12 protein-coding genes are annotated in these 10,656 nt (G+C 46.3%); 5 read left to right on the top strand and 7 right to left on the bottom strand.

All coding sequences use genetic code 11. The features are described from left to right. Window positions 1-205: 205 nt before the first annotated feature. From G459_RS28315 to G459_RS29220, 3 genes are read right to left on the bottom strand one after another with little or no spacing between them, the layout of a single operon-like run. The gene (locus G459_RS28315) at window positions 206-424 is read right to left on the bottom strand and encodes a hypothetical protein (RefSeq protein WP_245588214.1); all 219 of its coding nucleotides are present in this window, start codon (window positions 422-424) and stop codon (window positions 206-208) included. Continuing rightward, window positions 424-870 (bottom strand): DUF5675 family protein, encoded by a 447-nt coding sequence (locus G459_RS0122590; RefSeq protein ID WP_026969314.1) that lies wholly within the window; start codon window positions 868-870, stop codon window positions 424-426. The genes G459_RS28315 and G459_RS0122590 overlap by 1 nt, the downstream gene beginning before the upstream one ends. Before the next feature lie 2 nt (window positions 871-872). Further along, a complete protein-coding gene (locus tag G459_RS29220; RefSeq protein ID WP_051315337.1) occupies window positions 873-1,619 on the bottom strand; it encodes a hypothetical protein in 747 nt (248 codons plus the stop codon). A gap of 788 nt (window positions 1,620-2,407) precedes the next feature. On the opposite strand from G459_RS29220, the gene G459_RS0122580 reads away from it, so the two are divergent. Next, entirely contained in the window at window positions 2,408-5,002 is a 2,595-nt protein-coding gene (locus tag G459_RS0122580) for a thiopeptide-type bacteriocin biosynthesis protein (RefSeq protein ID WP_026969648.1), read from the top strand. On the opposite strand, the gene G459_RS0122575 is transcribed toward G459_RS0122580, so the two are convergent. Together G459_RS0122575 and G459_RS0122570 are read right to left on the bottom strand one after the other, a co-directional pair. Then, window positions 4,999-5,712: a LytR/AlgR family response regulator transcription factor gene (locus G459_RS0122575; RefSeq protein ID WP_026969647.1), complete on the bottom strand. Its 714-nt coding sequence runs from the start codon at window positions 5,710-5,712 to the stop codon at window positions 4,999-5,001. The two genes, G459_RS0122580 and G459_RS0122575, sit on opposite strands and share 4 nt — an antisense overlap. Continuing rightward, window positions 5,675-6,727 (bottom strand): histidine kinase, encoded by a 1,053-nt coding sequence (locus G459_RS0122570; protein ID WP_026969646.1) that lies wholly within the window; start codon window positions 6,725-6,727, stop codon window positions 5,675-5,677. Before G459_RS0122570 ends, G459_RS0122575 begins: the two co-directional genes overlap by 38 nt. Before the next feature lie 168 nt (window positions 6,728-6,895). On the opposite strand from G459_RS0122570, the gene G459_RS29990 reads away from it, so the two are divergent. Then, on the top strand, window positions 6,896-7,042 hold the full coding sequence (locus tag G459_RS29990; RefSeq protein WP_157373420.1) for a hypothetical protein: 147 nt from the start codon (window positions 6,896-6,898) through the stop codon (window positions 7,040-7,042). A 173-nt stretch (window positions 7,043-7,215) separates the two neighbouring features. Here the strand turns inward: G459_RS29990 and G459_RS29985 are convergent, their stop codons facing one another. Continuing rightward, on the bottom strand, window positions 7,216-7,422 hold the full coding sequence (locus tag G459_RS29985; RefSeq protein ID WP_157373419.1) for a hypothetical protein: 207 nt from the start codon (window positions 7,420-7,422) through the stop codon (window positions 7,216-7,218). A 40-nt stretch (window positions 7,423-7,462) separates the two neighbouring features. On the opposite strand from G459_RS29985, the gene G459_RS0122555 reads away from it, so the two are divergent. The 3 genes from G459_RS0122555 to G459_RS0122545 all read left to right on the top strand — a co-directional run bounded on the left by G459_RS0122555 (window position 7,463) and on the right by G459_RS0122545 (window position 9,230). Further along, window positions 7,463-7,666 carry a hypothetical protein gene (locus G459_RS0122555; RefSeq protein ID WP_157373418.1) on the top strand — a complete coding sequence of 68 codons (204 nt, stop codon included), beginning with the start codon at window positions 7,463-7,465 and terminating at the stop codon, window positions 7,664-7,666. Between the two features lie 336 nt (window positions 7,667-8,002). Then, window positions 8,003-8,434, top strand: a complete 432-nt coding sequence (locus tag G459_RS29215) for a MauE/DoxX family redox-associated membrane protein (RefSeq protein WP_157373417.1) — start codon at window positions 8,003-8,005, stop codon at window positions 8,432-8,434. Between the two features lie 508 nt (window positions 8,435-8,942). Further along, window positions 8,943-9,230 (top strand): DUF6520 family protein, encoded by a 288-nt coding sequence (locus G459_RS0122545; protein WP_026969644.1) that lies wholly within the window; start codon window positions 8,943-8,945, stop codon window positions 9,228-9,230. A 43-nt stretch (window positions 9,231-9,273) separates the two neighbouring features. Here G459_RS0122545 and G459_RS0122540 read toward each other — a convergent pair whose 3' ends face one another. Further along, a complete protein-coding gene (locus G459_RS0122540) occupies window positions 9,274-10,626 on the bottom strand; it encodes a RagB/SusD family nutrient uptake outer membrane protein (protein WP_026969643.1) in 1,353 nt (450 codons plus the stop codon). Window positions 10,627-10,656: the final 30 nt, after the last annotated feature.

The following is a 10,656-nucleotide window of genomic DNA, read 5'->3' as shown; positions in this document are numbered from 1 at the left end:
GTGCCGACGGCGGCGATCAGGAGACCTGCCTTCTTCAGCAACTGGAAGAAAGGAGGAGTTGGGGCGAGAGCCCGGTGTTTTATTTCTTCTATTGTTGTCATAGTTTTTTTTAGTTAAATGTTAAAGGTTAAGTGTTTATTGGGAGTGATCAGTGTTCAGTCGCAGTGATCAGAGTCAGTGATCAGTTGCTCACCAATTGAGAGAATTAGGCGCAGGGCTGGATCTTTCGGCTTTTGGGCAACTTGCCAGGTATTTGTAAAAGCGTTTTGATCAATGCCTGTTCGCTTTGGAGGCGCACCATGACTTCCTTCATTTTTCCCAATTCTTTATTCATCTGCCTGATATCCTGGATGAGGAGCTTGAGGAAATAGGCGATGACAGAAAGGAGGAGTCCGAAGACCCCTCCCACAATTGCCTGAAACATCAGTCCATCCATTGGATTTGATGGTAGGTCAGGTTCAGGGCACATTCTGGACAGCTCCTTATCTCCAGTGTGGCCTTTTCCCCTTTCCCGAGTGTTTGACCTATCAGGGAAGTGAGATTCTGGAAGACTTCCCTGCCGGGAACACCTCTCCCCTCCCCTGTAATTTCAGACACCAGGACGATGTTTCGGTGCAGTTGCGTTAGCCCCAGTTCTGCTTTCCTTGGGATCTTCGATTTGTGTGAGCCGGAGTTTTGGAACACGGCGATCTGCTGTTCGGATGAACTTTGGACCAGATCTAGTTCGTAGACTCCTTCCGGCAGACAGGCCATCGAAGGATGGAAGCATGCTGAGGGCAGCTCGGCCGTGGCACAGAGGATCTTGCCGTTGTAACTAAGCGATCCATTGGTGCCGCCGGGCCAATATTCCCGTGTGAGCAGGAATTTCATAATCAGGAGACCGATAGGATGATCGCAGGATTCTGCGATACATCGTTCATGTCGTACTGATTGCCGTTGACGTCGAGAAAGAACTCCAGGGCCAAAGCGAAGAAGTACTTTTCACCGGCAACGCCCGGTTTGGGCAGGGAGAGCGAAACTTGCGCCGCCGGGAGATTGATGATCGGCAGGGGCGCTATTGTGGCGGTCTCGGTGTAATAATCCTGTTCCGCAAAGTTGATCGCTGCGCGTATCAGGGAAAACCGGTAGAACTTTGATCCTTCAGAAAACAGCAGAAACTTGCTGGGAACCAGAGCCGGTATCGTCACCGTCACGGAAGTCGGCTCATCCAGGACCGTTGTCTTCACTTTCAAGACGTTGCGCATGGATGCCTTTTCAGAGAATTCGAACCGCAGTAGCGAGGTCATGTCTCCCAGATCAAATTTCCTGTCTCCCCGGGGACTCACCGAGTCGGATTTGACCACTTTCATGGCCGCGGAATAGAGTCTGTTGTGCAGCTTTCCACCGTTGGATTTGAGTTCGATCTCACGGAACGCATTCTTGAGAAATTTGGCGGAGGCAGCGGCCTCGGCGAATTCCTTTAAATTCTCCCGGGTCCGTTGGAAGCGGGGATCATTTTGGATGCGCTTTTTGGTCACCCCTCCCTTTCTCCTGGCGATGAATTTTCCATCGCGGTTTTTATAAAATGTGAGGTCACCCATGGTGCCCTCGAGTTTGATATATCCAGATTGTTTTGCCATAGTTTTGGATTGTTTAGATGTGAAACATGGCCCTAAACTGAACTCAACAACCTGAATATCAAAACGAATGTGGAATCTATGGAAACAAAGGAAAACTAAGGTAATCCGTGGAAAATGTGGACAAAACCCAACCTATGTGTGACGTATGTATGACGATGGTATGACGATGGTATGGCGGAACCCCAAGGATTCCCTGTGTCTGGAGAGGGGAGTTTAATGTTTCGACTCCGCTCAACACAAGAGTTTAAAAGGAAGAGTTTAAAATGTGGGATGACGGATGCTGGATGACGGATGTGTTTGTTGTCACGTTGTCAGCTGAAGCTGTTGTCGAGTACGGAGTGGCCCTAACAACGCAGACCAATACAAAATCAGCGAAATTCTGGGCAAATCCCCCCGCCCCCTTTGATTAGCACTCAGTTTCCTTTCAGACATGAGAATTCAAGGGGGAGTTGCCGCGGAATGAATTGATTGACGGAACACGTGCCGTAGGTACGCCAGATGGGTAGCCTGTGGTTTTATGGCTCGACACTTCGACAGGCTCAGCGCAGGCAGCTCACCAACGGACCCTGACAAGAAGGAATTCGGTATTCCAACCTTGGCTAAGTGGTAAGGAAAGGGAAGCTGCTGCCGAGGAACGGAGAAGGTGGTGTTTTGAACGGGCCAGCGGGAGGATTTTTCCTTGTTTTTTTCAACACTGCCAGTTGTACGTTCATATACAAATACTGATTGTTTGTCCCAGAAAATTGAATCTCCTCCCTGTTATTCAGAATTCTGTCGAAAAACGAACGATGGACTTTCTATTCAGGATGCACTTGGTGGACTTTGATCCAGCTGACGAAAAAGAGATCATAAAGCACTGGCGTTGGATCAAAGAAGCACTTGCTCTGTCCTCCAAATCACTAACCGACCAGATTGGTAATTCAGATTATGAATCTTTGTCCAGGACGATTAAAAACAAGATTTACAAGTATCTCCTGAGGGGCAGATACAGATCAACTCCTTTTGGACTTTGGGCAGGTGTGGGAGTTGGAAATTGGGGGATCGCCAACGCCAAACAGACTGTTTCTCTGAGTTACAGCGAGATAGACTCCGACCAAAAAAGGAAGCTGCCAGACGCTCAGGACGAAAAAACTGACAACTTCAAGTTGGCACCGGGCTCCCAGTTATTCGAAAACCACATCAAATACTGGAACTATTCCCCCACTGACGAGGGATGGAGGATCTGCCATCTCAAAAGAAACAAGATCGTGGACTTGTTGGTCAGCCATCTGCGAAAAAAGGTGACGATGAACTTCACTGACTTTGTTGCCTTTTTTAATCACGGGGACAAGGCTTTAATCCTAAAGATGTGGAAAACAATCGTTCAGTCCGGAATAATCATTCCGGAGGATTTCCCTTGGAATGCTTCCTGCGCAATTCCATCCCATGAATCCAAGGACCTCAAACTGGAATCGAACATCATCCTGAATCCATCTATAAAGAACCAATTGGATGCATTACCGGAGGAGATGGGCTCGCTCTTCGCCACACACCAGAGCGAATACATCCGCCGGTTTAAAGAATGGTTTCTGAAGAAGTTTGATGACAGATCCGTGCCACTTACTCTTCTTTCAAACCATCTCGATTTTGAAGATTTTCTAACCCATACCGACCGTCCAACGACAGATCCCCATGAAACTCTCCATCCGGAACTTTTCGGGCCGGAGGATCTTGAGCTCGACCTACTCCAGCTTTATCCCAAGAAGCCGATCCCCTCAGCAAACCATATCCAGTTTGTATTTAAAGTCGGGGCGGGTGACCGGATTTATATGGAGAACATAGCCTGCAACCGTCCTTTCGCCTATTCAGGCAGGTTTAGTTTTGATGCTGAAATCTGTCAGGTGACGGCAAAAGCAGCTCCTGAAGCAGCTCCAGATGAATCGGTGATCTATGCGGACCTATGTATGCTCGAATCTCAGAAGGCCAATTATGTGATGCGGCACAAGAACCTGTATCCCTACACGATTAATCCTTTTGGAGCCCAGTCTGCTGACCGGATCATCGGTTTGGATGACCTACTATTGGGTATCAGAGAAAACCAGGTGGTTCTTTACAGCGAAACCCTACGCAAAGCTGTAGTCCCTGTCATCCAACACCCTCTAAATCCCGATCAAATCAGTCACCCGCTCTCCCGGCTATTTTGGGAAGTCGGGTTTCAGAATCAGATCCAGTTTCTACCCTACCATCATTCGTTTTTTCAGTCCAGTACCTATCTGCCAAGGTTAAAATGGGGCAGCATTGTGCTTCAGGGGAGAAGATGGTCTGTTTCCAGCTGTAATTACAGCAACAAAAAAGACCTGGCTGAATATCTCCGACAACTGAAGATGCCGAACCAAATTCTTGCCGGGTATCTTGACAGGGAGTTTTTGTTGGATTGGACCAATGAACGGGATCTGGATCTATTTTGGGAAGAACTTCAACAACAGAAAACTCTTCAGGTCTATGAATGCGAATGGAAAAATGACCCAACCCTGTTTTCCAAAAATGGCGCACCGTGTTATCCCCAGTTTATCCACTCCTGGGCCAAATGGTCGGAGAAACTTCCTTCCCCGGGCTTTGTCAACCGCATCACAAAGGAAAACCGAGGCTGGGTCTACGCCAGGATCTTTCCCAAGCGGGATGCGCTTACTCCATTCCTCTTTACCTGTTTGCCTGTGCTGGTGAGCACTTTGAAAGCTGAATTTTCTGTCCCGAAATGGTACTATTTAAACTATCAGTCTCCTGAGCCTGAAATCCGTCTGAGGATTAAACTATCCCACAGTGACCAAAAGACTGCAGTGGAATCAAAGATCAGGGAACTGTCTGTGAATTCCGGATGGATCAGGGAAATTGACTTTGTAGCCTATTATCCTGAAACCGACAAATATGGAAACCGGGGAATATCGGTTTCCGAATCTGTGTTTTCGCTGGAGTCGGAACTGGTTCTTTTTGGAAGGCAGGAGCAATTGCCCTCCCTCCATTTGCTGGAAGAAACCGAACGGCTGGAATTCATCGTGTCGATGGCGACTGCTGTTTTCCTGATGTCATCAGATCATCGGAATATTTTTCTCTCCCTGAAAAAAATGGTCAAGCAACTCTCCGTTCCGATAAAAAAAGAGGCCGGAAGAATCGGACTATCCCGAAAATTTGAGCCGGAGGGAATCTTTCAGCAGGAATACGCGTCCCTTTTTCTCTCGCATGAACAGTTTACAGGTGAAAAAAGGCTCCTCATGTTGTTTCACCATATTCACATGTTTTGCAACAGGGCTTTCACCGAAGACCCATCAGACTGGGAGTCAAGATTAATTTGCCTGCTTTACCGAAGGATGGGAAAGGAGATGTTCGTCGCCAAGCCGGTCTCTTAGAGTCCAAGAGCTTTCATCAGGTTATCCTTGAAGGCAGCTCCAATTGTAACCTTTTTCCCATTCTGAAGGATGACCTCCCGGCTCATGACTCTTTCCAGCTTGCTGAGGTTGATGACAAAGGACTTGTGAATCTGTATAAACTTGTTTGAAGGCAATTTTGCAATCCAATCCATGATCGCCGAACGCTCTTTATAAACCTTTGGCGGCACGTGGAAGTAGGTATAATTCGCCATTTGTTCCAAATGAAAAATGGAATCTATAGCCACTTTCGTCATTCCAAAATGTCCGTCCTCATTGAGAAAGATAAAATCGCGGTTTTCCACGGCGGCCCTCTCTCTCCAGTCGGAAATTTTCTTCCTTGCTTTGCCTAGCAGTTTCTTTAAGTCCAGCACCTCCGGCGGCTTCACTAAATACCCCAAGACACTGACGTTGATACTCTCTATGGCATATTCTTTATAAGCCGTGCAGACAATTACAGGCATCTCCAGCTCCTCCATCTCTTCTGATATGATCAGTCCGTTTAGCTTCTCCATCTGTATATCGGTGATCAGGACTTCACAGACTTTTTGTCTGGCCAGTTTAAGGCCTATAAAGGGGTCGACTTCAGAAAACACTACCTGATATCCCGGAATCCCATTTAAGATTCCATTCAAATAATCCAACTGGAGTGGTTCATCGTCTATCAGGCCAATTTTGATAATTTGAAGCATACGAGATCGTTAGGGCAAGTGAATAATCGGCATCATCCTGTCGGATTTGTAGCTCATAGTCGGGCAAATAATGATCGAGCAACCTCTGTACTGTTGCCTGTCCAAAGCCACCTTTGGAGATCACCTTTTTGTCTATTTTAATCCGGTTCCAGGTTTTAAAGATGAATTTTGGCCCGTCCTCTCCTGCTTCAAGGCTTGCGGATATGAGAATGGGATGTTGCACATCCATCGTCAATCCATGCTTAAAAACATTTTCCACCAAGGTCAGTAAGACCATCTTTGGCATGTAGTAATCATCATAATCCAACAGCGCTTCACTGATGTCTGTTTTCATGGATAGCGCATCTTCGAATCTCAGTTTCTGACTGTGGAAATACGACTGGACACAGTCTACTTCCGCTGCCAGCGAATTGAATCCGGTAAAGTCTTCGTAGCAGTATTTAAGGATTTTAATGTAATGTCTCAGGTCTTCAAACAATACCGAGGAGAACCGGATTGACTTCCCGGTGATATCGCCAATCAGGTTTAAAAGAAAGTGAGGACTCAGCTGCAGGGATTTATGTGCGATTTCAAGTTCCTCGACTTTCTTTTCTGACTTGACATTTTCTTTCATGGAATTAAAGAGCCCATAGAATCCCCAAACCATAAAAGTGATGATGCTAAAATCAAAAAGCCTCAATGATTCAGTCAATATATACCTCTGCCATGTGTCCGGGTCCACCCCAAACCAAATCAGCAAGTAATATTTAGACACCAATAGAAGTGTGAGAAAGACCAAAGAAACACCAAATGGTACTATTCTATTGCCCTGCAGGTAAAATGATGGGATCAACCAGAAAAACAGAACACAGGAACTGGCGAAACCGATGAGGACGGTAATATTGGCAAATGCGAATCCTCTACTGTCAAGGGAAAAGAAATAGGTAATCCCCAGGTCAAACAAGTAATATAACGCCCACGGGACAACCAGCATTAGAAGCGGCCTGTCCAAAAAGTAGGTTAATTTATCGTTCATCCACAAGATTCGATTGTTTGTCCCTGAAAATTGAATCTGGGGTCTGTTTAAAATATTTTTCATGTGCATTGTATATAATATTTTAAAGCCACATGGAATCCCGCAAGGTGCCAATCATCCCAAAGTATGACGATAGTCATCCGGCCCGATTTCATAAAACTTCTACTTATGATCAATAAAACAGAAATGAAGCAGTTCGACCTACAGGTAGGTCATGCTCCGGTAAACAGACCCGGTTCAAAAGATGGAAAAAAGACAAACCGCATCACTGGAAGTATTTTCCGGGATTGTCTGACCACCATTACGAGGGCCTAAAACTCTGAGAAATTTTGTAACAGCAAACGGGTACAGGCTATTTGGGAATCGGCCTGTTTTACATCATGTCTGAATCAAAAACGCGCTGGAAACAGCATTTACCGGATCGTCAAGCCGGTGGGAAAACCCCAACTCAGGCGGATTTCATCAAGGATGGAATCCGCTTTTTATTGTTAGGTTTTTTCGATCAGAGAAAATCTCAAATCGTCGACGGGGATATCATGAAAGTCAGCAAATTCCTGAAAGGTAATCAGTTGATGCTTCAATTTTCCGTAATGCTCCCTCACTCGCTTCATACAATAATAAGCGTACGATCTACTCCTTCCGGTCAAAATCATGATATCCTGAGCATAGATGATTCTTCGTTCTGTAAGTACCATTAAGTGTTCAGCAAATAGATTCCTATGGCATGGCAAAAAAATGCTTGCCGACGCCCACCAAAACGCTCCCGGGGAAATTAAAAAAGGCCTTAAATTAAATGTATATAAAAATTTTAAATCTACAACTATTAAACGGTTTTTTATTTCTAATGATTTAGAAGAGATGTGGGATGCCCGATGCAGGGTGCAGGATGTTTTGAATGGGGCTTGGGAAGGAGGCAAAGTGTTAAAGGTTAAGCATTAAGAGTTAAGCATCAAGGGTCGTTTGGGGGTATCCGATAAAGCTGTTGAAACGAGGATTTGGGGTCGGATTGCAAACCCTATTAAAAGTCCCCAGAATTTCAAATTCCGAGTAGCGAGTATTGGCATGTAGCATTTACTGAAAGACGCACGGCGAGCTATAGCCCGAATCCGGATAAGCAACTGGCAAAGAATTCCCTCTGTAACGGAGAGATCCCAAATTAATAAGCGTGCTGTTTTGGGCCTATTTCGTCCCTACGTCCTCAAAAAATTAGAGTTTGTCCCAGAAATTTTCAGAAAAACCGCATTCTACAGAGCTTGGCTCAAACTTTCTTACGCCATGCCAAAGCCAAGTTTATTACTTCCTTCAGGGATTCTTATCCTCCTCTGGACCTACACGGGGCTGGATAAACTGATCCGGTTTGGGGAAAGCAGGAACGCTTTCAGGAACCAGACTTTTCCAGTAGAGCTGGCGGAGATCCTGAGCTATGCAGTACCCGGAGTTGAGTTGTTGATCGCCCTGCTCCTGCTCTTTTCAGTCACACGGTGGTGGGGATACCTGGGCAGCATGCTGCTGCTGACGGTGTTCATCACGTATGTGGGACTGATCTGGGTGGGAGCTTTTCCGAGATTTCCTTGCAATTGTGCGGGGATCCTGGAAAGCTTGGGCTGGGCGGAGCATTTTTGGTTAAATCTGCTCTTTATCGGTGTAGCGGTGTATGGGGTGACCAATACTCAACAAAAAAGCCCAAGGACAAACCCTGAGCTTTGAGGTATTAAGCATAAATAGGCGACCATTCAACCTTTCTTAAATAAAGATAACTAATAAGTAATAGATAAACAATGGGACTTTAGTAGAAATCGCCGTAGCAAATACAGAGCACGGTGAATTCCTGGTCAAATCCCCCTAGCCCCCTTTGAAAAAAATTCATGTTCCTTCCGGATATGAGTATTGAAGGGGGAGTTGCCGCGGAATGAGTTTGAAATTTGAAGCAGGACAACGGAAGATAATTTCAAAACCTTCGAGGTTAAAAAAAAACCTCAAAGGTTATAAAAAAATGGAGCGGTGAGGTGGGCTCACCGCTCCGCAGCCCAAAATTGGATTAAGGCCAGGGCTGCAAAAAAGACATTGGGAATTTCATCCCTTGAAAGGACCTGAGCTCAAGGCTGGTCCGCGCTGATAAATTCCCCGTAGGGCGATGCCGAAAACCCTTTTCAGAGTAGGCAATTGAAGTAAACGGTTTCCCCGTTTTTGAACTGTTAAAAAACGGGACGTAACGATGAACAAATTACTGAGTAAACTACCGCTGCTGGCCTTTGTGCTGGCAGCAACCTTTGCCTTTGGCTTTAATGCCCCGGAAATGCTGGTCGAGAACCCACCTGCAAAGATCTGGACTCCCGGAGGCTCTTTGCCACATGGGTACCAGGATGTAACCGCAATTGTCAACAATGGTAACTATAACTGTGACGACCAATCTGCGGAATGTATCGTAAGGTTTTCCAACGATGATCCGGATACAGGAGTCAAGACCGTCCTTGACAACGGCGTCTACAGCCAAACCATGTAATCAGCATACCCAAGGTCTTTTGGCCTTGGGTATCTTTTTTTAACTATCTGGGATTTTGAAGAATCCCGCTTCTCGCCAACTCGTCGTCCGGAATAGGAAACGCGTATTTCAGCGAACCGGGAGGCAGTTCATACGTTACTCCAGAGATAGATTTCTCAATGGTTACCCTTGAGTCCTCAAACTGGCTGAGGCGTCTCAGATCTATCCATCTCAGTCCCCGCCCGATCAGTTCTTTTCTCCGTTCCAGAATTATCCTGTCCAGCAAGGACTGTCCCGTCAGATCCAGTGTTACAAAACTTCCGGTTTGGTACCTCAAAACCATAAGTCGGTTTAGAAAGTCCCGGGCTCTGTCCTCCTCTCCCGCTCTGTAAAATCCTTCCGCGGCATTCAGGTGCATTTCGCCGACGCTGATCCCCCCAAAGAACTGGTTGGTTCCGGTCAGAAACTTTGAAAACGTAAATTTTCCGCCGGATCGCTCAATGAAATAGGCAGGCTTTCTCAGATCGGCAGAGTCGTAGGATTCAACCAATGCTGGATCAACAATGGTTTCAGCAGATCTCATAAATCCATTGTTAAGCATCACCGAATAAAATATTATTTCATCGCTAAAGGGAGGGAACGGGCGTGGAAGGGAAGTGTCTAACGAATTGAAATCCAACTGTCTTCCATACATCAACAAAGCCATTTCAGCGGATTCAGCCGCCTCTTTGAAATCAAACATTACCAGATGCGCTCTAGACAGGAGCGCCAGGGCAGCCGGTTTTGAGGGTCTTGTCTTTGGAGATGAAATCTCCGGAAGGAGAGCTATTGCCTGCTCCAGATCAGACACCAGCTGTTCGTAGGAATCCTCGAGGCTGCTTCGTTGCGGGGCCGCATTGATATCGGCCCTATCTCTCAAGACTATCCCCAGCGTATTTGCGTTTCCACCTTCCCTGGAATAAGGCATGGTAAAAACCTGCAAAAGCTGGTGGTAGGCATACGCTCTTAAAAACAGCGCAGAACCTTTCAATCGGTTAAAATTCTCCAAGTCTGTGCCGGAATATTTTTCCAGTGTTTCCAAAGCAACGTTGGCGTAAAACACCTGTTGATAAAGTCTTGACCAATCCGATACCGGCCGCCCTTGGTAGGGATCGTCTTCCCAGATGTACGCTCCCCTTTCCTGGGGTGTAGCGAGCGCGTTGTATCCCGCATCCGAAATCCGGAATTCGTCAGAAGCCAGATACGGAATCGAGGGCTGTATATTAAACACCACTGTATTGTCCAAAAGCGCCTGGGCATCCTCCAGCGTGGTGGGCACGACCAAACTTTGATCGGGCTTGGCGTCCAAGAAGCCTTCACATCCTGTCAAGACAAGGACAGCGAGCAGGCATAGGTAGATGTAGCTTAGTTTTTTCATTTTTCTTTTCTTTTTTGAGATAAAAGGGGC

This window comes from Algoriphagus terrigena DSM 22685, assembly GCF_000429445.1.
Classification (GTDB): Bacteria; Bacteroidota; Bacteroidia; order Cytophagales; family Cyclobacteriaceae; genus Algoriphagus; species Algoriphagus terrigena.
This window is presented reverse-complemented; position numbering and strand designations above follow the sequence as displayed.

Excerpts from the sequence above, each read along its gene's own strand:
- G459_RS28315 (WP_245588214.1), bottom strand. The coding sequence starts at position 424 with ATGTTTCAGGCAATTGTGGGAGGGGTCTTCGGACTCCTCCTTTCTGTC.
- G459_RS0122590 (WP_026969314.1), bottom strand. The coding sequence starts at position 870 with ATGAAATTCCTGCTCACACGGGAATATTGGCCCGGCGGCACCAATGGA.
- G459_RS29220 (WP_051315337.1), bottom strand. The coding sequence starts at position 1,619 with ATGGCAAAACAATCTGGATATATCAAACTCGAGGGCACCATGGGTGAC.
- G459_RS0122580 (WP_026969648.1), top strand. The coding sequence starts at position 2,408 with ATGGACTTTCTATTCAGGATGCACTTGGTGGACTTTGATCCAGCTGAC.
- G459_RS0122575 (WP_026969647.1), bottom strand. The coding sequence starts at position 5,712 with ATGCTTCAAATTATCAAAATTGGCCTGATAGACGATGAACCACTCCAG.
- G459_RS0122570 (WP_026969646.1), bottom strand. The coding sequence starts at position 6,727 with ATGAACGATAAATTAACCTACTTTTTGGACAGGCCGCTTCTAATGCTG.
- G459_RS29990 (WP_157373420.1), top strand. The coding sequence starts at position 6,896 with ATGATCAATAAAACAGAAATGAAGCAGTTCGACCTACAGGTAGGTCAT.
- G459_RS29985 (WP_157373419.1), bottom strand. The coding sequence starts at position 7,422 with ATGGTACTTACAGAACGAAGAATCATCTATGCTCAGGATATCATGATT.
- G459_RS0122555 (WP_157373418.1), top strand. The coding sequence starts at position 7,463 with ATGCTTGCCGACGCCCACCAAAACGCTCCCGGGGAAATTAAAAAAGGC.
- G459_RS29215 (WP_157373417.1), top strand. The coding sequence starts at position 8,003 with ATGCCAAAGCCAAGTTTATTACTTCCTTCAGGGATTCTTATCCTCCTC.
- G459_RS0122545 (WP_026969644.1), top strand. The coding sequence starts at position 8,943 with ATGAACAAATTACTGAGTAAACTACCGCTGCTGGCCTTTGTGCTGGCA.
- G459_RS0122540 (WP_026969643.1), bottom strand. The coding sequence starts at position 10,626 with ATGAAAAAACTAAGCTACATCTACCTATGCCTGCTCGCTGTCCTTGTC.